This is a genomic window from Vogesella aquatica (genome assembly GCF_028548455.1).
In the GTDB taxonomy this organism is placed as follows: Bacteria; Pseudomonadota; Gammaproteobacteria; order Burkholderiales; family Chromobacteriaceae; genus Vogesella; species Vogesella aquatica.
In genome coordinates, this window is the sequence record NZ_JAQQLF010000017.1 from 28,460 (window position 1) to 52,556 (window position 24,097).

Below are 24,097 nucleotides of genomic sequence, written 5' to 3' on the forward strand. Positions count from 1 at the left end.
ACCATGACCGATATCACACACCGCTGCGGCTTTGTGGCCATCGTAGGGCGCCCGAACGTGGGCAAATCCACCCTGATGAACCACCTGATTGGCCAGAAGATCAGCATCACCTCCAAAAAAGCGCAAACCACCCGCCACCGCGTAAACGGTATCTATACCGAGCCGGCGGCACAGTTCGTGTTTGTCGATACCCCCGGCTTTCAGACCTTTCACAAGGGCGCACTCAACGAAACGCTGAACAAGAGCGTAAAAGACACGCTGGGCAGCGTGGACTGCGTGCTGTTCGTACTGGAAGCCATGCGCTTTACCGGCGCCGACCGCGAAGTGATGGCGCTGCTGCCCAAAAATACGCCGGTGATGCTGGTGATCAACAAGCTGGATAAAGCCAAAGACCGCCTGCTGCTGTCGGCTTTCATCGAAGAAGTGCGCGCCGAGTTCGAGTTTGCCGACGTGGAAGTGGTCAGCGCCAAGCACGGCCAGCGCCTGGCCGAGCTACTGGACAAAGTGCGCCCGCACCTGCCCGAATCGGTACCGCTGTACCCGGAAGAAATGGTTACCGACAAGAGCCAGCGCTTCCTGGCCGGCGAGATCGTGCGTGAAAAGCTGTTCCGCTACCTGGGCGAAGAGCTGCCGTACGAAATGAACGTCGAAGTGGAGTCGTTCGAAGTGGACGGCAGCATGTTCCGCATCCACGTGGCCGTGCTGGTGGATAAAGAAGGGCAGAAGCCCATCGTGATCGGCCGTGGTGGCGAGAAGCTGAAAAAAATCTCCACCGAAGCGCGCCTGGACATGGAGCAGCTGTTCGACTGCAAGGTGTACCTGGAAGTCTGGGTAAAAGTGAAATCCGGCTGGGCCGACGACGTGCGCTTCCTGCGCGATTTCGGCCTGAATTAAGCCCCTGCCAAAGGTTGGCCGCATGCTAGCACGTACCCCCGCACCGCCTTACTGGGCCGTGATATTCAGCAACCAGCGCAGCGCCGCCGACGCGGCCGGTTACGGCGTCACCGCCGAGCAGATGGTGACGCTGGCGGCCGCTCAGCCCGGTTTTCTGGGGGCAGAGAGCGCGCGCGGGGCCGACGGCTTTGGCATTACCGTATCGTACTGGCAAAGCGAGGCCGACATTGCTGCCTGGCGTGCCCACGCCGAACACCGTGTGGCGATTGCTGCCGGTTTCGACCGCTGGTACGCTTGCTTTGCTACCCGCGTGGCCTACGTTGGCCGCGACCATCTGTGGGACAAGCCCGCCAGCGATGCGCCAGGTCAAGGTTGATCGCCAGCCGGCCTACGTGCTGCACACCCAGCCGTACCGCGAAACCAGTTTGCTGGTAGAGGTGCTCAGCCGCGACCACGGCCGCTTCACGCTGGTAGCGCGCGGCGCGCGCCGCCCGCGCTCCGACCTGCGCGGCCAACTGCTGCCGTTCCAGCCATTGCAGCTGGCCTGGTTCGGTAAGGGCGAGCTGCGCACGCTGCACACGGTAGACTGGCGCGGTGGTGTGCCGCAGTTTGCCGGCCAGCGCCTGGTGTGCGGTTTCTATCTGAATGAATTATTGCTGCGCCTGTCGCCGCGCGACGACTCGTCCCCCGAGCTGTTCCAGCTGTACGACCGCACCGTGCGCGGCATGGCGCGTAGTGACAGCCTGCCCGACGTGCTGCGCCGCTTCGAACTGAACCTGCTGACTGTGCTGGGCTACGCGCCGCCGTGCAGCGAGGACGCCGCCGGCCAGCCGGTGTTGCCGGATGCTTATTACCTGTGCCGTTTCGGCGAGCTGCCGCAGCGCGTGGCCGCCCCGGATGCGGGCCCGCGCCAGCTGGTAGTAGCCGGTGACAGCTTGCTGGCGTTGGCGGCCGCCGATTTTGCCCTGCCGCACAGCCGCCGCGATGTACGCGGCCTGCTGCGGCTGTATCTGGATGAACTGCTGGGGGCCGAGCCGCTGGCCACCCGCGAACTGCTAACCACGCTCTACGCGCTGCAAGAAGACAGCGCCCCAAGCCGGAGACCATCATGATTCTGCTAGGCGTCAATATCGACCACGTTGCCACCCTGCGCCAGGCGCGTGGTACCCGTTTCCCCAGCCCGATCGAAGCCGCCCTGGTGGCCGAAACCAGCGGTGCCGACCTGATTACCCTGCACCTGCGTGAAGACCGCCGCCATATCCAGGACCACGACGTGGACGCCATGCGCGCCACCATCAAGACGCGCATGAACCTGGAAATGGCGCTGACCGACGAAATGCTGGCCAACGCGCTGCGCGTGAAGCCGGAAGACGTATGCCTGGTGCCGGAAAAACGCGAGGAAGTCACCACCGAAGGCGGCCTCGACGTGATCCGCTACTTTGACGAAGTGCGCGAGTTTACCCGCCAGCTGACCGATGCCGGCATTCGCGTATCCATCTTCATCGACCCGGACGTCAAGCAGATCCAGGCCGCCTGGGACGCCGGTGCCCGCGTGATCGAGCTGCACACCGGTGCCTACGCCCACGCCGACTTCCAGCACGAGGCGCAGCAAGTCGAGCTGTCGCGCATCCGCGAGGCCGCCGTATTTGGTGACCACCTGGGCATGGTGGTGAACGCCGGCCACGGTTTGAATTACCACAATGTGAAGCCGATCGCGGCTATCCAGGAAATTGCCGAGCTGAACATCGGTCACGCGCTGGTCAGCCACGCGCTGATGGTAGGCTTTGCAAGTGCTGTGCGCGAAATGAAAGCGCTGATGATCGAAGGCCGTCAGGGGCTGTAATGATCTACGGCATCGGCACCGACATGGCGCGCATCGCGCGCTTTCAGGCCATGCTGGACCGCTGGGGCCTGCGTGCCGGCCGCCGTTTGCTGGCGCCGGTAGAGCAGGACGAGTTGGCCGCAGCGGCCAACCCGGCGCGGCTGCTGGCCAAGCGCTTTGCCGCCAAAGAGGCGCTGGCCAAGGCACTAGGCACCGGCGTGCGCGAGCCGGTACTGTTGACTGCCATTGCGGTTAGCCACGATGCGCTGGGCAAGCCGATGTTTGCCTTTGACGATGCGCTGCATGCGTTTCTGCGCGAGCGCGGCGTCAGCCGCGTGCATTTGTCCATTACCGACGAGGCCGAGCACGCGCTGGCCTTCGTGGTGTGTGAAACCGGCCTTGCGGCCAACCTTTAAGCCCGATCATGAGCACACTTACGCTACCGCGCGGCCCGGTGATGGCCGACGTTGCCGGCTTCCGCCTCAGCGACGATGAAAAACAACGCCTGTGTCACCCGCTGGTGGGCGGCGTTATCCTGTTTCGCCGCAACTTCGACAGTGTCGAGCAGCTGAAGGCGCTGAGCGCCGAGATTCGTGCGCTACGCCAGCCGGAGCTGCTGATTGCCGTCGATCACGAAGGTGGCCGTGTGCAACGCTTCCTGGCCGGCTTTACCCGTCTGCCGCCGATGCGGGTGCTGGGCGAGCTGTGGGACGTGCAAGGTCAGACGGTGGCCGAAGCCGCCGCCGAGGAAACCGGCTACGTGCTGGCCGCCGAGCTGCGCGCCTGCGGCGTGGACCTCAGCTTCACCCCGGTGCTGGACCTGGACTGGCAACACTGCGCCGTGATCGGCAACCGCAGCTTCCACGGCGACCCGGCGGTGGTGATTGCGCTGGCCAGTGCGCTGCAGCGCGGCCTGAATCGGGGTGGCATGGGTAGCTGCGGCAAGCACTTCCCCGGCCACGGCTTTGTCGATGGCGACACCCACGTGGCCATGCCGCAAGACCCGCGCAGCCTGGACGATATCCGCGCTGCCGACCTGAAACCGTTTGCCGCCCTGGCGGCTAGCGGCATGAAGGCGGTGATGCCGGCGCATGTGATCTACCCGCAGGTGGACGATACCTCTGCTGGTTTTTCGCGCATCTGGCTGCAGGACATCCTGCGCGGCGAGCTGGGTTTTGACGGCACCATTTTCAGTGACGACCTCACCATGGAAGGCGCCGCCGGCGCTGGCGATATCGTGGCCCGTGCCGGGCGCGCGTTTGCCGCCGGTTGCGATATGGCCCTGGTGTGCAACCGCCCCGAGCTGGTAGACGACTTGCTGGCCAGCTTGGCCGCACCGGTGCAGCCGCAGCTGGCGCAGCGCCTGCAGGCGATGGCCGGGCAGGGTACGCCGGCCGAGTGGGCAGTACGGGTAGCAGGTAGCGACTTTGCCGCTATTGCCGCCCGCGTCGGCGCCCTGGCCGTGCCGCCACAACAGTTGGCCGCAGCGCCGCAAGTGGGCGAGGCGCATTAGTCACGCTTGGCTAGTTTTAACGTGAACAAGGCCTGTCTGCGTAGGCAGACAGGCCTTGTTGTATGCCGGCAGCCCGCAGGGCAGGCGTGGCGGCGTGATCAGAACAGCTCGATATCGCCGGTATCGTTACTGCCGCTGTTGGCCAGCTGAATTTCGCTAGGGCGCGCGCGGGTGCGACGCTGGTCATTCCACTGCTTTTCATGCATGTGCAGGCGTGCCAGCGAGGTGCGCAGCTTGGCGGCCAGGTTGCGCAGGTCATCCGGGGATACCGCGTGGATGCGGCTGCAGTCCAGCGCGTCCTGGTTTAGCTGGATCAGGATGTCGCCGGATGCTTTCGAGTCTTGTACTGCCTGAGCCTGCATGCTTACCGCGTTGCCGATTTCGCTGGCCGAGCTATTGATCTCGCCAATGGAGCGGGTGATGTTGTCCAGCTTTTCGCGCGAGGTGCCGGCGTGGGTGGCGGCAAAGTCGGCGCGCTCTAGCGAGGTGCTCATGGCGCTGACGACTTTCTCGGTACCACGCTGCACGTCGCCCATGATGTTCTGTACCTGCTGGGTGGCTTCCTGGGTGCGGTGTGCCAGCTTGCGTACTTCGTCGGCTACCACGGCAAAGCCACGGCCGCTCTCGCCGGCACGCGCGGCCTCGATGGCGGCGTTCAGTGCCAGCAGGTTGGTCTGGTCGGCGATGTCCTTGATGGAGGAGAGAATGCCGCCGATGTTGCCCGAGGCTTGCGCCAGTGCGCGTACATCGCGGGTGGCTTCTTCCAGCAGGCTGGCTACGTCGGTAACACCATTGATCACGATCAGCGTAGCTTCGCGGCTTTCGCCCATATCCTGCTCGGCATGTTGCGCTGCAGCAGTTATTTGCTCCAGGTCCACGCGCAGGCGCTCGGCCTGTTCTATCATGCGGGAAATGGCACCAATCAGCACCTGGCCATGGCTGGACTGCAGCAGGTTTTTCTGCAGGATAGCGCTATAGGTATCGGTGAGCTCTTGCGACATGGGGATCAGCCGTGCGCTGGAGCCCAAGACCTGGGTAAAAATATCGTCCAGTTCTTCCAGTAAGGCGTTGAAGTGGCGGCTGCAGCCTTCCCAGTCCGGGCTGGTGGCCAGGTCCAGTGTCTTGCTGAAGTCGATAGGCTCTTGTTTAAGTGATTGCAGGTGCTGGCGAAAGATACGGGCCGGCTTGATGAAATGCTTGTGGATGCGCCAGGCCAGGGTGGCCATCACGGCCAGGCCGGTAAGCAAGCTGCCAAGCAAGGTGGAGAAGGTATTTTCCGGCAAGAGCAAGCTTAAGGCAGGAAGCAGTAGCAGCGGAATAAGTGCAGGTGCAATCAGACGAATCAGCGTAGCTTTCATGTTCTTCTCGGGATGGCAGATGCCACGGTTGTACTCGCAGTGTAATGCAACACTGTTTGGTGAATGTGACACATGACGATGGCCAAAGTATACCCCTGTCCATGTAGGGTTTTGAAAGCAATTGAGCAGGAATTTTGAAGATGCAGAAGTTTTTACGCTGGATGCTGGGTGGCATGAACGATCGCTTTGCCAGCCGCGAGGTACAGGAAGCCGTTGAGCTGCTGATTGCCGAAGTGGAGCCCAAGGTCAAGCTGCTGCCCGGTGGGCGGCGCCAGCTACGCCGCGGGGTGCGGCATCTGCTGTCGCAGCTGCAGGACGTGGGCCGCTTGCTGCCCGCGCCGCTGGACCTGAGCCCCGCCGGCTATAGCAGCGACCGGCGCGTGGGTTTGCTGTTTGCTTCGCCACAGAGCCTGTGCGATAGCCTGCGCGCCAGCGATGCCATCAAGGCGCATCTGGCTAGCCCGCAGTCCCCGCAGCAGCTGCAGCTCATGCTGGTGATGCAGCTGAACGAAGAAACGCGGCTGGGTAGCCAGCTGTTGCCGGATGGCAGTGTGCGTAGCGACGTGCCACAGCGCGTACTGTGCTTCGAGCGGCATCGCTTCATTGCCGCCAGTGCCAGTCACGAAGATTTGCTGCACGCTGCCCGCCAGCAGGCTTATGGCTTGCTGTGCCGCAACCTGGCGTATGGTATCAGCCAGGCGGAAAGCGAGCGCCGCTTGCTGGAAGTGGAGCGCCGTGCGCTGCAGCTACAGCTGCAGCACAAAACCAATGTGCTCAATGCCGAGGCCTTGAACCTGCATGGCAGCATGACGCCAGCGCAAATGGCAGAGCGTCTGGCGCAGGTGGAGCAGGCCTTGGCCGCATCGCAGTTGGTGGCGTCGCTGCAGGGTAAGCTCAAGCTGATCCGGCAGGTTATCGAGGCGCCGGATGATTTTGTGCGCGCCAGCCTGGAAACGGCCTGGGTAGACCGCATGGGTGTGGTGCTGTCACCAGCTGAGGGTGGGCAGCAGCTGGACTACGCCAATATCGAGATGGGCTATTTGCAGCGCCGTCGCCGTGTGGTGTTTGCGGCCAACCTCAGTCGTGGTGATTTGCGCGAATGGCAGCAGCGCTGGCCCGCGCTGGAAAGCTGAGTTTAGCCACCACACACAATCAGCGGCACCTGCATTTCTGCCGCCGATAGCCCGCCATGGTTGCCCAGCAACGGCGGGCGTTTTTCATCGCCTACCATCTGCAGCAGCCCCCAGTTGTCTTTCATCAGCAGGACAAAATCCCCGGCGCGCTCGGCCAGCCGCGGGTGGTGTGGCGCCGGGCCAAACCAGCCGTGTGCGATGACGTCTTGTGCCGGCAAGCACCAGGCGATATGCCCCAGCGTGTGTTCGAACGCAGTGCAGAAGCCATCGGCCAGGCCGGCTTTGACATGGCAGATGGCGGCCCGTGGCTCGCCGCTCAGTGGCTGGCGCAGCATGGCGGCCAACGCCGGATAATCGTTCAGAAACAATAGCCGTTCTGGCGGGATGTCCAGCTGGCCGTGGTCTGCCGTAATCACCAGCTTGCAGCGGGCGGGCAGCGTGGCGGCCAGCTCGGCGCAGTGCTGCTGCAGCCGTGCCAGCAGCGCCTGGGCTTTGGGGTGGGTGGTGCCTTTACCATGCATCAGCGAATCCAGGTCGGGGATGTAGGCGTAAACGAACTTGCGCTCGGGCGTGGCTGCCAGGTCGGCCAGGCTGGCAAACAGCTCGGCGTAACTGCGCCACGGCAGGTGCTGCGCCTGCCCAGCGTGATGGCGGCTGTAGTGTGAGTCGGCAATGTACTGCGGTTGCAGCACATAGTGTTGTCTGCCATGGCCTTGCAAGGCTGATGGCTGGCTGTACAGGCAGGCCGCCAGCGCGGCATCGTCCAGGGCTGGTGCGCTGTCGGCCTGCCAGTGGTAGCGCAGCGGCAGTGGCGTGGCAATGCCCTTGGCCTCCGGCGCCCAGACATGCCACGCCAGCAGGCTGTGCTGGCTGGGCGGCACGCCGGTCATCAGCGTGGTGATGGCGGCGGTAGTGGTACTGGGGAAAACCGACGACAGCGTGGCGCATTGCCGCTGTTGCAGCCAGCCGCCGGGTGCCAGCGCGTTGAGTTGGGCGCAGCCCATGCCGTCGATCAGTAGCAGGATAACGGTGTCGCAGTCATCCAGATTGTTCAGGGCCGGGTGCTGCAGCGGCGGGCAACTGGCGTTGCCATGCAGGCGTGCGGCCAGGTTGGCCAGGCTGTGCTGGTAACCGGGTAGCTGGCACTGCGCCAGCAGGCTGTCGGGTAGGGGGCTCACTGTTGTGCTTTCGTGCATGTGTTTATAGTGTCGGTTTTACCTTGTCTGCCAGGTTTTGTAAGCATCATGAGTGATTTGCGTGTGAGCTGTACCGAGTGCGGCGCCTGTTGTTCGGCGTTTCGCGTGTCTTTCCACCGCAGTGAGTTGGCCGCAGAAGGCAGCGCAGGCGTGCCCGTAGGCATGGCTGTGCACGAGGTGGGCAATACCTGGCGCATGGTGGGCACCGACGACAGCGCCGCCGACGGTAAGCCACCGCGCTGCGTGGCACTGTGCGGTGCGGTAGGCGAGTCGGTCAGTTGCAGTATTTACGCGCAGCGCCCCTCCCCCTGCCGCGAGTTTGGGGCGCTGGCCAGCGTTGGCATCTACGAAGCAGCCTGCAACCGCGCCCGCGCCCGCCATGGCCTGCCACGGCTGAAGGTGGAGGATAGCTGGTAGGCCGTTATGACAGGTAGCCGGGTGTGCGTGCCACCGGCACGCCCGGGCTAGGTGGCCTGGTTGTTTGCGTGGCAAAGCACGCGGCTAGCTGTACGCCAGGCTCAGGTGGTTATCCCATTTAACCGGGAAACGCTGGCTGCGGCGCGGGTCGATCTGCAGGGTCTGGCTGTCTATCCACACGATTTCGCCCAGCTCGTTGCTGGTAATGAAGTGGCGCTGGTCGCGGCTAAGCGCGATGCCGGCCGGTTTGGTGAGCGCCACCTGCCCCAGGTAGCTGCCCTTGCCGTCCCAAAACACCACCGAATCGCCTTTGGTGGCGGTGCAGGCGATGCGGTTGGCTCCGGCGGCCACGCTGGCTGCGTAGCCGTTGCTGGCCAAGGCTAGCGTATCGGGTGTGTCCAGCAGGCGCAGGCCCAGCTCGGCGTTCCATATCGCCACCAGCGGCGCGGCGCCGTCGCCTTCGTACTGCAGCGCCACGGCGAAATCGTGCTGGTTGATGAGGGCCAGGTGGCGCAGCGACAGGCGCTTGTCGTCCAGTGTGTAGCTGGCGATGCTGCGGCCTTGTGCCGGGTCCACGATGTCGATCTGCGGCTTCATATTGCTGCGGTTCAGCTTGATGCGGCCGCTTTCCGGCAGCGTCAGAATGCCGCCGTTGGCCACCAGGATGCTGCCATCGTCCAGCGCCATGAGCTCATGCGGGCCGATGCCGCCCGTGGGCATCTCGCGCAGTGGCTGCAGGGTTTGCGCATCGCGCTCGGTCAGCAGGCCGTTGCCGTTATCGATGTCGTTGTCGGTGGTATACAGCTTGCCGTGTGCCAGAATGCCGTGGCCAAAGCCGTGGCGGTTGTCCGGGTAGTCGTACCACGCCAGCTGCTGGCCGCTGCGCCAGTTGAAGCGGGCGATCTGGTAGCCGGGGCGGCGGGCAAATACCAGGCATTCACCGGGGCGTGCCGGATCCAGCTCCAGGTGGTGGCCGCGCTCGGGCAGCGTCAGCAAGCCGCTGGCACCGGCCAGACCAGCGCGGTGCTGGTTGCGGCCAACGTCGCAGGCCGAGATGATGGCCGGCTGGTCTGCGTCGCCAGCCCAGCTGCGCAGCGGCAATGCTGCCAGGGTAAGGGCGCCGGCTTGCAGCAGCTGGCGGCGGCTTAGCTTAGTCGCCATCGGATTCATTAAAGCTCAAGGTGATGTCCAGGGTGTGGGCTACCGGGCCTTCTATCTGGGCCAGCAGTTTTTCCAGTGCCTGCGCAGCGGGTTTTTCGCGGCCGCTATTGCCGTTTTGTGCCAGGTTTTCCGGCAGCTTTTCCAGCGCGGCTGCTACCGCCAGTGTGGCGTCTTGCAGGGCACGGGCTTGCGCTGGCTGGCCTTTGGCTTGTAGCAGGCTGCTAATGCCAGGCTGGGTCTGGTTGCCGGCAAGCACGGTTTGCAGCAGGCTGAACTGGGCTTTTAGCAGTGCGCGGCCTTCACCGCTACGCTGCGCGTTCACCAGCTCGGGCTTTTGCTGCGGCAAGCGCGAGATTTCCTTGTGCATCTCGTTGACGCCGGCCAGGGTCAGGTTGATGACCTCTTCCAGCGGCTGGCTGGCGCTGGCGTACTGGGCGCCGGGCTGGCCGCTGCGACCCAGGTTGGCCGCAAAGCTTTCCCAGGCTTGTAGCAGCGCCGGGGTGTGGCCGGCAATCTCCTGGCCGTTTTGTTGCAGCCAGGCGCAACGTGCGGCATCGCCCAGGTTTTTCTGTTGCGAGAACAGCTGGTATTCGATGGCGGCAAAGCCTTTGGCGGCGGCGCCGGCTTCTTCGTAGCTGTCTTTGCTGCGGCCCAGGTTTTCGCTAACCGCTTGTTCGATCAGTGCGGCGCGGGCTGGCTTGAAGGCGATGACACGCTGGCTGCGTAGCTCGGCGGTAGGCCCCCAGTTCAGCGGGGCAACGGCCATCCAGCTGCGGTAGCTTTGTCGCCATTGTTCGCGCGCGCTGGCCAGGTTGGCCGCACTGTTGTCCTGGCATAGCTTGGCCAGGCTCTGGTTTAACGCCTGGCTTTGCTGGTTTAGTGTGCTGTAGCGGGGCAGCAGGGTGTGCTGTGCCAGGCTGTCGATGAATGTTTGCTCGGCACTGGCGGCGTGGGCGAGCGGCGCGGCCAGTAGCAGGGCGGCCAGCAGGGTGCGGGACATGCGGTTTCCTTTGCGTGTGCCAGGCCCGTGTACCGGGCCTGGCGGGTGTGTGCTTGGCGGGCTTACAGCGAATTCAGGAAGCGCAGCACGGCATCGCGGTCGGCCTTGCTGAAGCTGGCAAAGCGCTGCTTGGCGGCTTCGGCTTCACCACCGTGCCACATGATGGCCTCGGTCAGGTTGCGTGCGCGGCCATCGTGCAGGTACTGGGTGTGGCCGTTTACGTCCATGAACTGGCCAATGCCCCACAGCGGCGGCGTTTTCCATTCGCGCCCGTCTGCCAGGCCATCCGGGCGGTTATCCGCCAGGCCAGGGCCCATGTCGTGCAGCAGCAGGTCGGTGTACGGGCTGATTTTCTGCCCGGACATTTCCGGCAGGCCCGCCAGTTTGCCGGTGGTATAGCTTGGCGTGTGGCAGGTGGTGCACTGTGCCTGGCTGAACAGCAGCTTGCCACGGCGTACCTCCAGGGTGTCGGCATCGCGCTGTGCCGGTACCGCCAGCGTGCGGCTGTAGAAGATGACGGCGTCCATCTTGCTGGCGTTGATTTCCGGCTGGCCACCGTGCGGGGCTTTCAGACAGTCACGCTGCGATGGCATGCATTCTTCTTTGGGGAATTTGGGCGAGGTAATGCCGATATCGCCATTGAATGCCCCCGCGGCCTGGTGGGCGATGGTAGCGACGTTGGCTTTCCAGCCAAAGCGGCCCAGCATGGTTTTGCCTGCATACGCGTCGTGCACGTAGTTTGGCTTGCCGCTAATGCCCTGGCCGGCAGCGGCCTGCGCTTTGGCGTTGGCCAGAATGTCTTTTTCGCTAATGGCTTCCAGCAGACCCAGGCCTATCATTTGCGGGGCGATGCGTGGCGAAATCTGTACTTGCGGGTGCAGCGGGCCGTAACCCAGCTCGGTGAGCTGGTAGTCGGGCTGGCGCAGGCTATAGCTTTCGCCATCGGCAAAGCGGCCAACTTGCTCGGTGTAGCGGATGGCAACCTTGCCTTCCGGTTTAACCCCGGGAATGGCGTCGTTATTGAACTGGCCACCGTAGTTGGGCTCGGGCAGGGTGCTGCCGTTTTTGCCCGGAATGGACAGGCGGAACAGCAAGGCCAGCGGTTGCTCGGCTTGCAGGCCATTTTCGAAATTGGGCGTGGCGCCACGGCCATCCAGCGCGTGGCAGGCGCCGCAGGAGCGGGCGATGAAATGCGGGCCCAAACCATCGCGCGCGGTGGTGGACGACGGGGCTTCTACCCAGGCTTTCTTGAAGAAGGAGTTGCCGATGAAAAACTGTGTCTGGCGGTCGCTGGCCATGTTGGCCGCAGGTAGCGAGAAGGCATTGCGGCCAACCTCGTACACGGTGGTGTTGCCGCCCAGTTTTTCATCGCCATCCTGGTAAGGGGCTACTTCCTGGGCTGCAGTAAAACCCAGTGTGCCCAGGATTGCAGCCGTGCCACCCAGCGTGGCTGCAAGGGAGAGATATTTCTTTTGCATGGTGTTTTCCGGTCAATGCAAATACCCGCCTGCGGCTGCAGGCGGGGTGGTGGGTGGTGGTGGGTACGGCTTAGCCGTTAACGTTCAGCTTCTTGATGCCCAGTGCTTTGGCAGCTTCAACCAGGCTGGTGGCCTGCTTTTTCAGCGCGGCAACCGTGGCTTGCACGCGGCTGCGGCCTTCTTTTTTCACGATTTCCTGGTCGAAAGGTGCCTGGATGCCTTCAGCGGCTTTCAGGGTGGCTTCCATATCGGCAGTGACACGCTCGGCGGTTTTGGCGTTGCTGGTGGCAACCAGGTCACGCAGGCTGGCACCTTTTACCACGCTGCCATCAGCACGCTTGTACTCGCCCAGCCATACGTTCTGGATGCCTTTGGCGTTGGTAATGATGTCGCGGTGGGTGTTGTCGGAGAAGCAGCTGTGTTCGTCTTCCTGGTTGCGGCTATCCAGTGCCACCTCCATGCGCTCGCCAGCCAGCTCGGCGCGCGACAGTACGCCAATACCCACCATGATCTGGCGGATGGCGTCCGGGTTCTTGGCGAATTTGGCGCGGTAGTTGTTGCTGCCCGGTTTCCACTGGCTGGTAACACTGGCCAGGTCGTCCACCAGCAGTTCGGCGGCGACTTTCAGGTACTCGCGGCGGCGGTCGGCGTTAGGGGCTTTGCCGTCGACAAAGTCGGTAAAGCTGCGTTTGCCCGGCCCGGCTACGTCAAAGTCCTGGCCCCACAGCAGGAATTCGATGGCGTGATAGCCGGTGGAGACGTTTTCTTCACCGCCGCGCTCGTTCAGCGACGACAGTTTTTCTTTGGTGATGGCGACTTTGCGGTTGTTGATGATGCCTGCGTTCGGTTTGCCCTTCACGCCATCAATATAGGCTTCGTCCAGTGGCCAGGCGTTGATCTGGCCTTCCGGGCCTTTGGCGTCGTCGATCGGGCCGCCGTAGAAGCGGAAAGCTTCGGTCTGGCCGTATGGCTCGCGTGCCGCCAGCCAGGTCTTGCGTGCTTTGGCCAGAGTGTCTTCGGTCGGCGCGGCCACAAAGGCATCGATCGCTGCTTTCAGTTCACGCGCGCCTTGCAGCGAATCTTCGTAGCTGGCAAAAACAATCTGGCTATAGGTTTCTACCACGCTGGTACGGGTAACATCCGCGGCGAAAGCCGCAGGGGCGAGCAGGGCAGAACCAAGGGCGAGAGCAAGCAGTGTCTGGCGCATGAACGTGTATCTCTTTATTGGTTGTAAAAAGTAGTACTGATGATAAGTATTATCATTTGAGGAGTCAATTGGCTTGGGTGGCGCTTTATTTTGGCTTGCGCGGGCTTTTTCGTGGTGCGGCGCTGGGTGATGCGCCACCTTCGTGGTATCCTTGCGCCCCTTTTTTTGCACAGTGACCCGTCACCGTTACATGCGAGACCCTTGCGATCACTACACTATCGACCTGATTGGCGGCACGCGCGCCAAGCCCGGGCGCAAGCCGCTGGGCGAGCGCGCCATGACGCCGGCAGAGCGCAAGCGCCGTAGCCGCGAACTGCGCCGCAACCGTTTGCAGGAGCTATCCGTGACGGTAGAGCTTTCGCGTGATGCGCAAAAGGCGCTGGACAAGATGATCGAGTGGTGGGGGGTGAGCAAGAAGGAAGCCATCAACCGTGCCATGCTGATTGCCTGCCAGTCGCAAACCGGGCGCACGGGCACGCTGTTCGAATTCGATGCCGAATTCCTGCTGCCGCAGCCGGTGAAAAAACGCAGCCGGAAAAAAGCCGAATAGGCAGTGTGCCAGCAAAAAAGCCAGTCGATTATGACTGGCTTTTTTTATTGCTACTTTTGCTGCTACGCAGTGCCCCTTAATCGCTTTTCATTTTTTCGTTGCCTGTGGAGATGGCGGGCAGGTTCTGCATGGCAGCGTGGCGGGCATCGTCTTCGCTATGCAGATAGCGCCGCGTGGTCTGTATGCTGCCATGGCGCAGGTTCTGGCTCACCATCAGCAAACTAATGCCTGCATCCAGCTGGTGCGTGGCGGCCGTGTGGCGTAGCCAGTGCGTGCTGGCTTGCTGCAAGCTTGGCCGCATGGTGTCGGGTGCCTGCTCGGCTGCGCGTCGCAGAATCTCTTTTATCAATAGATAAAGTGCCTTATCGCTAATGCCTTGCTGTGCGCCACGGCCGTCGGCCAAGCGACAAAGCAGCGGGGTGTCTTCCTGGCTGCCGGGTAGCGGGCTCAGGCCAAGGTGCTGGCGGTAGCGCTGTAGCGCCGCCAGCAAAGGCGGGCTGACGGGTATGTCGCCGGTGCCGGTTTTGCCGTGTACGCGCCACCACCAGTTGCCGCGTTTCTGATGTATATCACCCATGCGCGCCGCGCTGGCCTCGCTGCGGCGTGCGCCGCTGTAATACAGCAAGCTGAATGCCCAGATGGCACGTTCGCGGTGTGCCAGTTGTCGTGGCGAATTGGCTGGCAGTGTTTGCAGGGTGTGGCAAATGTGGGCCCAGCAGTCTGCGTCAAAAAAGCGGCCATTCTCTACCGTGCGGCGCTGTCTTGGAGACTTGTGCAGGCGGAATGGGTTGCCATTCAGGTGGCCGGCATGATTCAGATAGCTGTATAGCCCGCCCAGGATGGTAAAGGCGTGTTCGATGCTACTGGCAGAGAGCGGCCCTGTAAGCGGGCGCCACTGCGGGTGGCTGCGCGGCACGGCTGGGCCTATCCATTGCTCTGCGGGGTGGGGGTGGGCCAAAAAACGCCGGTAGTCGTGGACATCCTCCCTTTTTACATTGGCCAGGCCTTGCTGTCGGCTCCCCAGCCATAGCAGAAAGCGCTCGGCTTCTTTGCGATAACTGCGCAGGGTGGCCGGGCGCTGGGCGTATTCCGCCAGCCACACCAGCACCGCTTCGGTATCGCTGTTGGCGCTGATCAGGCTGTTTTGCGGGGTGGGGGCGAGTTCTGGCAGCAATTTTTGCGGCTTTCTTTGATAAAAAGTTCCGATAAGTATAATTATCGGAAAAATAATTGGCAAATCATTAAAAATTACATGTATTACGTAATAAATATTAAGAGGCAAAAAGGGTATAATGCGTAAAAATCAGGAGGTTGTTATGGATATCTATGCGCGCATCCGGCAGGTGGCTTTTGATATGGTGGCGGAGGGGGAGTGGCCTACGGTGGTAGAGGTGCGGGCACGGCTAGGGACTGGCTCGAACACCACTATCAACAACACGCTGAAGCAGTGGCGGCAGGAGTTTCTGTCGCGCATGGCGACCAGTGTGCGCCGGCCAGACTGGCCGCCGGCACTGGCGGATGCCTTTGGCCAGCTATGGCAAAAGGCTTGCGACTTGGCAGAGGAAAACCTGGCCACGCTGCGCGAGGAGGTTAACCTCAAGCTGGAGCAGGTGGTGGCAGAGTTGGCCGCCGCGCAGCGCGAGCTGGATGCGCGCGCAGATCAGTTGGTCAGCCTTTCTGCCGAGCTGGCGCAGCAGCGCGAGCAGGGGCAGCAGGCCAGGCAGCAACTGGCGGAAGAGCAGGGGCGGCGACAGGCGCTGGAAGAAAGCGTGTCCGGCCTGGCGGCATCGCTGGACGAGGCACGTACGCAAACCTTGCAGCAACAAAAAGAAGCGGATGAGCGCGTAGCGGCGCTGGAGGCGCGCCAGGAAGCGCGCGTGCAGCAGCTGGCTGCCGAGGCCGCGCAGCGCGAGGCGCTGGCGTACGAGCGCTTTGAAGGCATGCGCGTACGTTTGTACGAGCAAGTCGAGGAAGAGCGTGCGCAAATGAAGCAGCGCATGCAGCTGCTGGAGCAGCAGCTGGCGGCGGCGACGCAGCAGCTGGATGGTTTGCGGCGTCAGCAGCAACAGCAGCAAGCGGACAGTGCGCGCGAGCTGGGCAAGGCCGCGGCTATGCAAGAAGCTGCGGCGCAGCGTGAAACACAACTGCAGCAGGCCTGTCAGCAGTGGCAGCAGGCAGACGTGGAGCGCCAGCAGCAGTTGATGGCGCTGGCGGGCGAGGCGTCGGCCCTGCGTACCGAGCTGCTGATCGTGCGCGAGCAGCGCATGCCGCAATTGCTGCAATGGCTGCTACTGCATCGCGAACAGTTGGCCGCACTGCCGGCGAACGAGGCGGCGGTGCAGTTGGCGGGCTGGCTGGGCTTGTCGGCTGAATCAGCCGAATAGGCGGCTAAAGCGCGTGCAGATTTGCTCTAGCGCTACGCGGTCGTTGTCGTCGAACGACGCTAGCTCGATGGAGTCGACATCCAGCACGGCGCGTACGGTGCCGGCTGTATCCAGCAGGGGAACCACGATTTCCGAGCGTGACAGTGACGAACAGGCAATGTGGCCAGGGAAGGCGTCGACGTCTGGTACCACCAGGGTGGTGGCCTGCTGCCAGGCGTTGCCGCATACGCCTTTGCCTTTGCGGATGCGTGTGCAGGCGATGGGGCCCTGGAAGGGGGCGAGCACCAGCTCGTCGCCTTTTACCAGATAAAAGCCGGTCCACAGCCAGCCAAAGGTGTGGTGTATGGCGGCTGCGGTGTTAGCCATGGCGGCAATCAGGTCGTCTTCACTATCGATCAGGGCAAAAGCCTGCGGTAGCAGGGTGGCGTAGCGCTCGGCCTTGGTCTGGCCGTCGATGATCAGGTTTTCAGCCATGCTCATTCCTGGATAAGGTGGAAAGGGCGAGCAGCATAACAAAAAAGCCGGTGGCTGTGCCCCGGCTTCTGGATGCCTTGCTTGCGCAGGCTTACATCATGTGTTGGCCGCCATTGATGGCAAAGTCGGCGCCCGTGATGAAGCCGGCGATATCGCTGGCCAGGTAGCTTACCAGGCCGGCGATTTCTTCCGGCTGGCCCAGGCGGCCTACCGGGATCTGGGCAATGATCTTGTTGCGCACATCTTCCGGTACGGCCATCACCATATCGGTGCCGATGTAACCCGGGCTGATCGTGTTGACGGTAATGCCTTTGCGCGCTACTTCCTGCGCCAATGCCATGGTGAAACCGTGCATGCCGGCTTTGGCAGCGGAGTAGTTGGTCTGGCCGAACTGCCCCTTTTGGCCATTGATGGAAGAGATGTTGATCACGCGGCCAAAGCCACGCTCCAGCATGGCGTCTACCACGGGCTTGCACACATTGAACAGCGAGTCCAGGTTGGTGCTGATAACAGCGTCCCAATCGGCCTTGCCCAGTTTGCGGAAGCTGCTGTCGCGGGTAATGCCTGCGTTATTTACCAGCACGTCTACCGGGCCGATATCGGCAGTGATCTGGGCAATGGCTGCCTGGCAAGAATCGAAATCGCTCACGTCGCATTGTACGGCGTGCACGTCAAAGCCCAGGCCTTTCATGTCTGCTGTCCAGGCTTGTTCTTTGCCGGAGCGGCTGTAGGTGGTTACCACGGTGTGGCCGGATTGTGCGAGGGCCTTGCAGATGGCAGTGCCGATGCCGCCCATGCCGCCGGTAACCAGTGCAATTCGTTTTGTCATGGTGCTGACTCCTTGTCTGTATGTAATGTGGGTACACACATTACCGTTGAAATTTTTCTTCTGGGTGACAGATTAGAGTCAGTACCATGAAATGTAAATGGTGTTTTCCCTTATAGATATTATTTATTTGGCATCTTGCGCGTGGGTCACCAGTTTTTGGAGTAGTGCCAGCCTGCCCGGGGTGATGTGGCCATCGTCACACGCTAGCTTGATGGCGCAGGATGGCTCCATGCGGTGGCTGCAGTTGTGGAAGCGGCACTGGCCAATATACGGGCGAATTTCAGGGAATAGCGCTGGCAGCTCGGTAGCGCCGATATGGCCCAGGCCAAACTCTTGCAAGCCTGGCGAGTCGATCAGGTGGCTTTCGTTGTCCAGATGGTAAAGCGCTGCGTGGGTAGTGGTGTGCTTGCCGGAGTCCAGGGCGACGGAGATGTCCCCTACGCGTGCGGCAGCTTCGGGCAGCAAGGCATTGGTCAAAGTGGATTTTCCCATGCCGGATTGTCCGACAAGAACGCTGGTGTGGCCTTGCAGTAGCGGCCGCAGCTCGGTGGCGCCATCCAGTGCGCTGACCACGGCCAGCTTGTAACCCAGCTTTTCATAGGCTTGCAGCTTCTCTAGCCATGCACCGGTTTCGGGCAGGTCGCGCTTGTTGACCAGGATGACCGGCTCGATATCAGCCGCTTCGGCAGCAAGCAGACAGCGGTTCAACAGCTCTTCATTCGGGCTGGGTACGGCAGCGGTAACAAAGATGATGCGGCTAACGTTGGCCGCAATCAGTTTGGTGCGCCAGTCGTCCTGGCGGTAAAGCAGGCTGCTGCGCTCGTCTACCGATTCGATGACGGCTTGTTCATCGTTGATGATGCTCAGCTGGACGAAGTCGCCGCAGGCAAAGTCAACGCGCTTGCCGCGGCTGGTGCAGTCGTAGGTGCGTCCGGCCGTTTCCACGATGAAGCGGCGACCGTAACTACGGATAATCTGGCCTTGCTGTTTCATGCGCGGGGAAGCAGGGCTTCTGCTTTGGCGGCACAGATGAAATCGTTCAGCGTCAGGCCGCCGGCGTCGTGGGTGCTGAAGCGCACCACCGCGCGGTTGTAGTGTACCGACATGTCCGGGTGATGGTCTTCGGCGTGGGCTACCCAGGCCAGGGCATTCACGAAGGCCATGGTTTTGTAATAATCACCAAACATGAAGGTTTTGACCAGTTCGATGCCTTCTACGTGCCATTGCGGCAGATGGCCCAGCAGCTCGCTAACGGTTTGCTGGCTTAGTGGGTGGGCGCCGTGTTGAGCCTCGCAGTGTAGCTCGAGCAGATTCATGTCGTGGTTCCTTGCAGATGGGCGATACGCAGGCTCGCCGGTGGGTGGGAGTCGTAAAATGCGGAGTGTAGCGGGTCTGGCGTGAGCGTGCTTGCATTGTCACGGTAGAGCTTGAGCAATGCGCTTTGCAGTGCGCCGGCCGAGCTGTTGGCTGCGGCGTAGTCATCGGCTTGGTATTCCTGCTGGCGCGATAGCAGGCTGCCTAATGGCGCCAGTAAAAAAGTAAAACCGGGGGCGCATAGAATGAAGAGCAGCAGCGAGTTGGCCGCATTGCCCTGGCTGACGTTCAGCCCGCTGTGAAAATCGGCGTTGTACATCAGCGCGGCAAAAGCCGCCAGAAAAAGCAGCGTGCTGGCAAAAGTCAGTGCCAGACGTGTGCGGATGTGGCCGTGGTGAAAATGGCCCAGCTCGTGCGCCAGTACCGCCTCGATCTCGTCAGCATCCAGTTGTTCCAGCAGGGTGTCAAAAAACACGATGCGTTTGTTCTGGCCCAGGCCGGTAAAGTAAGCGTTGCCATGTGCAGAGCGGCGCGAGCCATCCATCACAAACAGGCCCTTGCTGGTAAAACCGCAGCGCTGCAGCAGTGCCTGTATGCGGCTTTCTAGTGCGCTGTCTTGCAGTGGTGCAAAGCGGTTGAAGTGCGGAGCGATGAGTGTAGGGTAGGCCCAGCTTAGCAATAGTACAAAGCCGCACCATGCCAGCCACGTCCATAGCCAGAAGTACGGCCCGCCGTTTGCTAGCAGCCACAGCGCCCCGGCGAGCACGGGGGCGCCGATCAGTATGCCTAGCAACGCACTGCGCAGCAGGTCGGCCGCAAACAGTGCCGGCGTGGTCCGGTTGAAGCCGAAGCGGCGTTCCAGCACGAAAGTGCGATACACGGAAAGTGGTAAGCCTGCGCAGCTGCTGGCCAGCAGGCACAGCGCTATGGTGCACATACCGGCTAGCAATGTATTGTCAAACCAGCTGCTGCCAAGCCGTGCAGCGAGGTTGATGCCGCCGCCGAAGGTCAGTAGCAGCACGGTGATTGTGTCGAGCAGTAGCCCGGCAATATGCAGCTTGCTGCGGGCGCAGGTATAGTCTGCCGCCTTCTGGTGGGCCTGCAGCGTGATGCTGTGAGCAAAGCTGGCGGGCACCTGCTGCCGGTGGTGGTGCACATGCTTGATCTGGCGGCGCGCTAGCCAGGCTTGTGCTGTCAGGCTGCTCATCAGGGCAAGCAGGGTGGCCCATGAAAATGCATTCATCGAGTACGTTTGCCCTGTATGGGGTAAATGTCAGAAAATGGCTGAATTTTGAAAGAGACTCATTATGCCGCAAGATCCGACGCACCTCATCTGGCTGGACATGGAAATGACCGGTCTGAACCCCGATGGCGACCGCATTATTGAGGTGGCCATGATCATCACCGACAGCCAGCTGAATGTCGTGGCCGAGTCGCCCGTCCTTGCCGTACATCAGCCGGATAGCGTGCTGGATGCCATGGACGACTGGAACAAGAACACGCACGGCAAGTCTGGCCTGGTGGCCCGCGTCAAGGCATCAGTCGTGAGCGAGGCGCAGGCCGAGCAGCAGTTGCTGGGCTTTCTGCAGCAGTACGTACCTGCCGGCAAGTCGCCCATGTGCGGCAATACCATCTGCCAGGACCGTCGTTTCATGGCGCGCTGGATGCCGCAGCTGGAGGCGTATTTCCACTACCGCAACCTGGATGTTTCCACGCTCAAGGAGCTGTGCAAGCGCTGGCGGCCGGATATCGCCAAAGGGGTGGTGAAAAAAGGCAAGCACGAGGCGCTGGCCGATATTGTGGAGTCCATCGAAGAACTGCGCTACTACCGCGAACATTTCCTGAAAGTGTAACGTCTTTCCATGTCTAACGACCGTATCTGCATTAACGAGCAGCCTGTGTGGGCGCGTTTGCATCAGCATCAGCGTGCCACGCGGCACCTGCACATGAAAGAGCTGTTCGCACAGGATCCGCAGCGCTTTGACCGCTATTCCTTGCAGTTGGATGGCTTGATGCTGGACTACTCCAAAAACCGTGTAACTGACCGCACGCTGGAGTTGTTGCAAGAGCTGGCACAGGCGGCAGATCTGTCGGGCTGGATGCGTATGATGCGTGCAGGTGAGCGCATTAATATCAGCGAAAAGCGGGCTGTGCTGCACAGCGCTTTGCGCTTGCCGGCGCAGGCCAGCCTGGAGCTTGATGGCGAAGATATTGTGCCGGCGGTACATGCCGTGCTGGCGCGTATGGCGTCGTTTGCGCAGCGGGTGCGCGCTGGCGAGTGGTTGGGCTTTAGCGGCCAGCCTGTGCGCCAGGTGGTGAACATCGGTATTGGCGGTTCGGACCTTGGTCCGCTGATGGTGGCTGAGGCGCTCAAGCCCTATGCCGACCCGGCGCTGACCTTCCACTATGTTTCCAATGTGGACGGCCAGCATCTGGCGCAGGTGCTGCAGCAGTGCGATGCCGCCAGTACGCTGTTCATCGTGGCATCGAAATCGTTTGCTACACCGGAAACCCTGCTGAATGCCCAGGCCGCCAGGCGCTGGTTCTTGCAGTATGCGGCCGAGGCAGATATTGCCCGCCATTTTGTGGCGGTGTCTTCCAATGCGCCCGCAGTGCAGGATTTTGGTATCGATACGGACAATATGTTCGATTTCTGGGATTGGGTGGGCGGGCGTTATTCTGTGTGGTCGGCTATCGGCTTGCCGGTGATGCTGCAGATCGGCCCCGAGCGCTTTGCCGAGTTTCTGGCCGGCGGTGCCCGGATGGACGAGCACTTTTTCCATACCCCGTTCGAGCGCAATATGCCCGTTTTGCTGGGTCTGATCGGTGTCTGGTACAACACCTTCTACGGTGCGCATACCCATGCCATCATGCCTTACGACCACGGCCTGCGCCGCTTGCCCGCGCATATCCAGCAGATGGACATGGAGTCCAACGGCAAGCGCGTGGGTCGCTATGGCGAGCGGCTGGATTTCGATACCGGCCCGGTGATCTGGGGCGAGGAGGGGGTAAATAGCCAGCATGCGTTCTTCCAGCTTTTGCACCAGGGTACTCGTCTGGTGCCGTGCGACTTCATTATTGCCATGAATACGCATTACCCGCTGGGTAATCAGCACCGGGTGCTGGTGGCCAATTGCTTTGCACAAACCGAGGCGCTGATGCGTGGTAAAACCGAGGCTGAGGTATTGCAGGAGTTGGGCGATCTTGCTGGTGACGAGCTGGATGTGCTGTTGCCGCAGAAGCTGTTTCCGGGTAACCAGCCTAGCAATACCATCGCACTGGACAAGGTCACGCCTTACAACCTGGGCATGCTGCTGGCCATGTATGAGCACAAGGTATTTGTGCAGGGGGTCATCTGGGGCGTGAATTCATTCGATCAGTGGGGTGTGGAATACGGCAAGCAGCTGGCTAGCCGTTTGCTGGGCGAGCTTGAATCTGGTCAGGTGGCGGCGCACGATGCGTCCACTGCGGGGCTGATGCGGCACTATCTGGAGGCCTGCCATGACAAAGTATGAGTTGGCGGCCGAGCTTGGCCGCCGCCTCGCCGCCGCGGGGCAGCGTGTGACGGTGGCCGAGTCCTGCACCGGTGGCGGCGTGGCGTCGGCGCTGACAGCTATTCCCGGTAGCTCTGCCTGGTTTGACCTTTCCGTGGTGACCTACAGCAACGAGGCCAAGCAGCGTTTGCTCGGCGTGCCGGAAGCTGCCTTGCTGGCGCATGGTGCAGTCAGCCTGCCGGTGGCGGCTGCCATGGCTGAGGGGGCACGTGCTTTGGCCGGTGCTGATTGGGCCATATCTGTTACCGGTATAGCCGGGCCAGGTGGTGGTACCGCCGACAAGCCCGTTGGCACGGTTTGTTTCGGCCTGGCGTACGCGGCTGGTACCCGGGTGGCCTGTTGTCATTTTGACGGTGATCGTGATGCGGTGCGTGAGCAGGCTGTGTTGTGGGTGCTGGGCGTTTTGTTGAGCTGTCTTTCCGGGCAGGGTGTGCCAATGTTGCACGGATAGATGCCTTATGGCTGGTATTTTGGCAATAATTATGCAAAATCGCAGGTGTGGTCTTGTATGGCTGTGCGTATAATCACGCCCCTGCTCGCATAATCCAAGCAGGTTTGTTGGCGCGAATGCGACGGCAAACCTGCTTTTAATACGTTGGCCGTGTGTGGCGGGAAAATTATCGCTACTATGAGCCAGCTACTTAACTGACACGACGTTGGGAGAGACATCTCATGCAAATTACCAAGAAAAAGAGCCTGGCCGTTGCTGCTGCAACCCTGATGGCTGCTGCTTCCTCCAGTTTTGCTTTCACCCCTGCCGTGGTTTACGACCAGGCCGGCAAGTTTGACAAGAGCTTCAACGAAGCGGCCTATACGGGCGCCGAGCGCTTCAAGAAAGCCACTGGCATTGCTTACCGCGAAGCTCAGATCGCCAATGAGGCGCAAAAAGAGCAAGTGCTGCGCAACCTGGCGCGCAAGAACGTAGACTTGGTCATTGCTGTGGGCTTCTCCTTTACCCAAGCCGTTCAGACCGTGGCTGCCGAGTTCCCGAAAGTGAAATTCGCGATTGTTGACGATGTGGCCAAAGGCGACAATGTGCAGTCCGTGATCTTCAAGGAACAGGAAGGCTCCTACCTGGTAGGTATGGCCGCAACCCTGGCTTCCAAGTCGAAGAAAGTCGGTTTCATTGGTGGCATGGACGTGCCGCTGATCCGCGCGTTCGGCTGTGGCTATGCACAGGGTGCCAAGGCTGCGGATGCCAAGGTAGAAGTCGTATCCAACATGACCGGCACTACCCCGCAAGCGTTTAACGACCCGGCACGTGGTGGCGAGCTGGCTCGCAGCCAGTTTGACCGTGGCGTAGACGTGGTCTTCCACGCTGCCGGCGGTACCGGCATGGGTGTGCTGCAGGCGGCCAAAGACAAGAACAAACTGGGTATCGGTGTGGATTCCAACCAGAACCACCTGTTCCCGGGCTTTGTGCTGACTTCCATGCTCAAGCGTGTGGACAATGCTGTTTACCAGCTGATGCTGGATGGCCAGAAAGGTACCTGGAAAGCAGGCGTGGTGACCATGGGCCTGAAAGAAGGCGGTGTGGATTGGGCGCTGGATGCGAACAACCGCAAGCTGATCTCCAAAGACATCGAAACCAAAGTGAACCAGGCCAAGAAAGACATCATTTCGGGCAAGGTAAAAGTGGTTGACTACCGCGCTGGCAATAGCTGCCCGGTAAAATAATGTTGTAATCGTCTGTCTGATCCAGACGACTTGTGCGGCAAGCAGTTCATTCTGCTTGCCGCACTTTATTGTGTCTGTCGCGGCGGGGTAGTGTGGTCGGCCGCGGCTGGATATCACCCTGGCTGCTTGGCAGGGT

The 24,097-nt window shown here is 61.5% G+C and carries 26 protein-coding genes; 14 read left to right on the top strand and 12 right to left on the bottom strand.

Annotated features, from left to right (window positions below):
• Positions 1-3: 3 nt before the first annotated feature.
• From era to nagZ, 6 genes are read left to right on the top strand one after another with little or no spacing between them, the layout of a single operon-like run.
• Positions 4-894, top strand: coding sequence for a GTPase Era (gene era / locus PQU95_RS13625; RefSeq protein WP_017509102.1), 891 nt, complete (start codon positions 4-6; stop codon positions 892-894).
• Between the two features lie 22 nt (positions 895-916).
• On the top strand, positions 917-1,270 hold the full coding sequence (locus PQU95_RS13630) for an antibiotic biosynthesis monooxygenase family protein (RefSeq protein ID WP_272752512.1): 354 nt from the start codon (positions 917-919) through the stop codon (positions 1,268-1,270).
• On the top strand, positions 1,251-2,006 hold the full coding sequence (recO, locus tag PQU95_RS13635) for a DNA repair protein RecO (RefSeq protein ID WP_272752513.1): 756 nt from the start codon (positions 1,251-1,253) through the stop codon (positions 2,004-2,006). Before PQU95_RS13630 ends, recO begins: the two co-directional genes overlap by 20 nt.
• Positions 2,006-2,737: a pyridoxine 5'-phosphate synthase gene (pdxJ, locus tag PQU95_RS13640; RefSeq protein WP_272752577.1), complete on the top strand. Its 732-nt coding sequence runs from the start codon at positions 2,006-2,008 to the stop codon at positions 2,735-2,737. Before recO ends, pdxJ begins: the two co-directional genes overlap by 1 nt.
• The gene (acpS, locus tag PQU95_RS13645) at positions 2,737-3,132 is read left to right on the top strand and encodes a holo-ACP synthase (RefSeq protein WP_272752514.1); all 396 of its coding nucleotides are present in this window, start codon (positions 2,737-2,739) and stop codon (positions 3,130-3,132) included. Before pdxJ ends, acpS begins: the two co-directional genes overlap by 1 nt.
• An 8-nt stretch (positions 3,133-3,140) precedes the next feature.
• The gene (gene nagZ / locus PQU95_RS13650; RefSeq protein WP_272752515.1) at positions 3,141-4,229 is read left to right on the top strand and encodes a beta-N-acetylhexosaminidase; all 1,089 of its coding nucleotides are present in this window, start codon (positions 3,141-3,143) and stop codon (positions 4,227-4,229) included.
• Between the two features lie 98 nt (positions 4,230-4,327).
• Here the strand turns inward: nagZ and PQU95_RS13655 are convergent, their stop codons facing one another.
• Positions 4,328-5,587: a methyl-accepting chemotaxis protein gene (locus PQU95_RS13655; RefSeq protein WP_272752516.1), complete on the bottom strand. Its 1,260-nt coding sequence runs from the start codon at positions 5,585-5,587 to the stop codon at positions 4,328-4,330.
• Positions 5,588-5,727: 140 nt separating this feature from the next.
• On the opposite strand from PQU95_RS13655, the gene PQU95_RS13660 reads away from it, so the two are divergent.
• The gene (locus PQU95_RS13660; protein ID WP_272752517.1) at positions 5,728-6,720 is read left to right on the top strand and encodes a hypothetical protein; all 993 of its coding nucleotides are present in this window, start codon (positions 5,728-5,730) and stop codon (positions 6,718-6,720) included.
• A 2-nt stretch (positions 6,721-6,722) separates the two neighbouring features.
• On the opposite strand, the gene PQU95_RS13665 is transcribed toward PQU95_RS13660, so the two are convergent.
• Positions 6,723-7,898 carry an alkaline phosphatase family protein gene (locus PQU95_RS13665; protein WP_272752518.1) on the bottom strand — a complete coding sequence of 392 codons (1,176 nt, stop codon included), beginning with the start codon at positions 7,896-7,898 and terminating at the stop codon, positions 6,723-6,725.
• Between the two features lie 66 nt (positions 7,899-7,964).
• Here PQU95_RS13665 and PQU95_RS13670 point away from each other — a divergent pair, with 66 nt between their 5' ends.
• Positions 7,965-8,333 carry a YkgJ family cysteine cluster protein gene (locus tag PQU95_RS13670; protein ID WP_272752519.1) on the top strand — a complete coding sequence of 123 codons (369 nt, stop codon included), beginning with the start codon at positions 7,965-7,967 and terminating at the stop codon, positions 8,331-8,333.
• 84 nt (positions 8,334-8,417) lie between these two features.
• Here the strand turns inward: PQU95_RS13670 and PQU95_RS13675 are convergent, their stop codons facing one another.
• The 4 genes from PQU95_RS13675 to PQU95_RS13690 form a co-directional block, all read right to left on the bottom strand.
• Positions 8,418-9,494, bottom strand: coding sequence for a DUF1513 domain-containing protein (locus tag PQU95_RS13675; RefSeq protein WP_272752520.1), 1,077 nt, complete (start codon positions 9,492-9,494; stop codon positions 8,418-8,420).
• Positions 9,484-10,494, bottom strand: a complete 1,011-nt coding sequence (locus PQU95_RS13680; protein WP_272752521.1) for an imelysin family protein — start codon at positions 10,492-10,494, stop codon at positions 9,484-9,486. The genes PQU95_RS13675 and PQU95_RS13680 overlap by 11 nt, the downstream gene beginning before the upstream one ends.
• A gap of 62 nt (positions 10,495-10,556) precedes the next feature.
• On the bottom strand, positions 10,557-11,972 hold the full coding sequence (locus PQU95_RS13685; RefSeq protein WP_272752522.1) for a di-heme oxidoreductase family protein: 1,416 nt from the start codon (positions 11,970-11,972) through the stop codon (positions 10,557-10,559).
• 70 nt (positions 11,973-12,042) lie between these two features.
• Positions 12,043-13,179, bottom strand: a complete 1,137-nt coding sequence (locus PQU95_RS13690; protein WP_272752523.1) for an imelysin family protein — start codon at positions 13,177-13,179, stop codon at positions 12,043-12,045.
• A 190-nt stretch (positions 13,180-13,369) separates the two neighbouring features.
• Here PQU95_RS13690 and PQU95_RS13695 point away from each other — a divergent pair, with 190 nt between their 5' ends.
• A complete protein-coding gene (locus PQU95_RS13695; protein ID WP_017509117.1) occupies positions 13,370-13,729 on the top strand; it encodes a hypothetical protein in 360 nt (119 codons plus the stop codon).
• 76 nt (positions 13,730-13,805) lie between these two features.
• Here the strand turns inward: PQU95_RS13695 and PQU95_RS13700 are convergent, their stop codons facing one another.
• The gene (locus PQU95_RS13700) at positions 13,806-14,903 is read right to left on the bottom strand and encodes a tyrosine-type recombinase/integrase (RefSeq protein ID WP_272752524.1); all 1,098 of its coding nucleotides are present in this window, start codon (positions 14,901-14,903) and stop codon (positions 13,806-13,808) included.
• A 142-nt stretch (positions 14,904-15,045) separates the two neighbouring features.
• Here PQU95_RS13700 and PQU95_RS13705 point away from each other — a divergent pair, with 142 nt between their 5' ends.
• Complete coding sequence (locus PQU95_RS13705) at positions 15,046-16,113, top strand: DNA-binding protein (protein ID WP_272752525.1); 1,068 nt, start codon at positions 15,046-15,048, stop codon at positions 16,111-16,113.
• Here PQU95_RS13705 and msrC read toward each other — a convergent pair.
• The 5 genes from msrC to PQU95_RS13730 form a co-directional block, all read right to left on the bottom strand.
• The gene (gene msrC, locus PQU95_RS13710) at positions 16,102-16,587 is read right to left on the bottom strand and encodes a free L-methionine (R)-S-oxide reductase MsrC (protein WP_272752526.1); all 486 of its coding nucleotides are present in this window, start codon (positions 16,585-16,587) and stop codon (positions 16,102-16,104) included. The genes PQU95_RS13705 and msrC overlap by 12 nt on opposite strands.
• 91 nt (positions 16,588-16,678) lie before the next feature.
• Entirely contained in the window at positions 16,679-17,416 is a 738-nt protein-coding gene (locus PQU95_RS13715) for a beta-ketoacyl-ACP reductase (RefSeq protein ID WP_272752527.1), read from the bottom strand.
• 123 nt (positions 17,417-17,539) lie between these two features.
• Positions 17,540-18,409 (bottom strand): ribosome small subunit-dependent GTPase A, encoded by an 870-nt coding sequence (gene rsgA / locus PQU95_RS13720; protein ID WP_272752528.1) that lies wholly within the window; start codon positions 18,407-18,409, stop codon positions 17,540-17,542.
• Positions 18,406-18,732 carry a 4a-hydroxytetrahydrobiopterin dehydratase gene (locus tag PQU95_RS13725; RefSeq protein WP_272752529.1) on the bottom strand — a complete coding sequence of 109 codons (327 nt, stop codon included), beginning with the start codon at positions 18,730-18,732 and terminating at the stop codon, positions 18,406-18,408. Before PQU95_RS13725 ends, rsgA begins: the two co-directional genes overlap by 4 nt.
• Positions 18,729-19,973: a M48 family metallopeptidase gene (locus PQU95_RS13730; RefSeq protein WP_272752530.1), complete on the bottom strand. Its 1,245-nt coding sequence runs from the start codon at positions 19,971-19,973 to the stop codon at positions 18,729-18,731. Before PQU95_RS13730 ends, PQU95_RS13725 begins: the two co-directional genes overlap by 4 nt.
• 64 nt (positions 19,974-20,037) lie before the next feature.
• Between PQU95_RS13730 and orn the strand changes: the two genes are divergently transcribed.
• From orn to PQU95_RS13750, 4 genes are all read left to right on the top strand, one after another.
• A complete protein-coding gene (gene orn, locus PQU95_RS13735; protein WP_272752531.1) occupies positions 20,038-20,583 on the top strand; it encodes an oligoribonuclease in 546 nt (181 codons plus the stop codon).
• A gap of 9 nt (positions 20,584-20,592) precedes the next feature.
• Positions 20,593-22,245: a glucose-6-phosphate isomerase gene (pgi, locus tag PQU95_RS13740; protein ID WP_272752532.1), complete on the top strand. Its 1,653-nt coding sequence runs from the start codon at positions 20,593-20,595 to the stop codon at positions 22,243-22,245.
• Positions 22,232-22,735: a CinA family protein gene (locus tag PQU95_RS13745; RefSeq protein WP_272752533.1), complete on the top strand. Its 504-nt coding sequence runs from the start codon at positions 22,232-22,234 to the stop codon at positions 22,733-22,735. Before pgi ends, PQU95_RS13745 begins: the two co-directional genes overlap by 14 nt.
• 221 nt (positions 22,736-22,956) lie before the next feature.
• Positions 22,957-23,961 carry a BMP family lipoprotein gene (locus PQU95_RS13750; protein WP_272752534.1) on the top strand — a complete coding sequence of 335 codons (1,005 nt, stop codon included), beginning with the start codon at positions 22,957-22,959 and terminating at the stop codon, positions 23,959-23,961.
• Positions 23,962-24,097 lie beyond the last annotated feature (136 nt).

Coding starts and splice junctions, on each gene's coding strand:
- PQU95_RS13675 (WP_272752520.1), bottom strand. CDS start 9,494: ATGGCGACTAAGCTAAGCCGCCGCCAGCTGCTGCAAGCCGGCGCCCTT.
- PQU95_RS13715 (WP_272752527.1), bottom strand. CDS start 17,416: ATGACAAAACGAATTGCACTGGTTACCGGCGGCATGGGCGGCATCGGC.
- msrC (WP_272752526.1), bottom strand. CDS start 16,587: ATGGCTGAAAACCTGATCATCGACGGCCAGACCAAGGCCGAGCGCTAC.
- PQU95_RS13630 (WP_272752512.1), top strand. CDS start 917: ATGCTAGCACGTACCCCCGCACCGCCTTACTGGGCCGTGATATTCAGC.
- rsgA (WP_272752528.1), bottom strand. CDS start 18,409: ATGAAACAGCAAGGCCAGATTATCCGTAGTTACGGTCGCCGCTTCATC.
- PQU95_RS13655 (WP_272752516.1), bottom strand. CDS start 5,587: ATGAAAGCTACGCTGATTCGTCTGATTGCACCTGCACTTATTCCGCTG.
- acpS (WP_272752514.1), top strand. CDS start 2,737: ATGATCTACGGCATCGGCACCGACATGGCGCGCATCGCGCGCTTTCAG.
- PQU95_RS13660 (WP_272752517.1), top strand. CDS start 5,728: ATGCAGAAGTTTTTACGCTGGATGCTGGGTGGCATGAACGATCGCTTT.
- PQU95_RS13750 (WP_272752534.1), top strand. CDS start 22,957: ATGCAAATTACCAAGAAAAAGAGCCTGGCCGTTGCTGCTGCAACCCTG.
- PQU95_RS13705 (WP_272752525.1), top strand. CDS start 15,046: ATGGATATCTATGCGCGCATCCGGCAGGTGGCTTTTGATATGGTGGCG.
- PQU95_RS13670 (WP_272752519.1), top strand. CDS start 7,965: ATGAGTGATTTGCGTGTGAGCTGTACCGAGTGCGGCGCCTGTTGTTCG.
- PQU95_RS13690 (WP_272752523.1), bottom strand. CDS start 13,179: ATGCGCCAGACACTGCTTGCTCTCGCCCTTGGTTCTGCCCTGCTCGCC.
- PQU95_RS13680 (WP_272752521.1), bottom strand. CDS start 10,494: ATGTCCCGCACCCTGCTGGCCGCCCTGCTACTGGCCGCGCCGCTCGCC.
- PQU95_RS13730 (WP_272752530.1), bottom strand. CDS start 19,973: ATGAATGCATTTTCATGGGCCACCCTGCTTGCCCTGATGAGCAGCCTG.
- era (WP_017509102.1), top strand. CDS start 4: ATGACCGATATCACACACCGCTGCGGCTTTGTGGCCATCGTAGGGCGC.
- PQU95_RS13685 (WP_272752522.1), bottom strand. CDS start 11,972: ATGCAAAAGAAATATCTCTCCCTTGCAGCCACGCTGGGTGGCACGGCT.
- orn (WP_272752531.1), top strand. CDS start 20,038: ATGCCGCAAGATCCGACGCACCTCATCTGGCTGGACATGGAAATGACC.
- recO (WP_272752513.1), top strand. CDS start 1,251: ATGCGCCAGGTCAAGGTTGATCGCCAGCCGGCCTACGTGCTGCACACC.
- nagZ (WP_272752515.1), top strand. CDS start 3,141: ATGAGCACACTTACGCTACCGCGCGGCCCGGTGATGGCCGACGTTGCC.
- PQU95_RS13745 (WP_272752533.1), top strand. CDS start 22,232: ATGACAAAGTATGAGTTGGCGGCCGAGCTTGGCCGCCGCCTCGCCGCC.
- PQU95_RS13695 (WP_017509117.1), top strand. CDS start 13,370: ATGCGAGACCCTTGCGATCACTACACTATCGACCTGATTGGCGGCACG.
- PQU95_RS13725 (WP_272752529.1), bottom strand. CDS start 18,732: ATGAATCTGCTCGAGCTACACTGCGAGGCTCAACACGGCGCCCACCCA.
- pgi (WP_272752532.1), top strand. CDS start 20,593: ATGTCTAACGACCGTATCTGCATTAACGAGCAGCCTGTGTGGGCGCGT.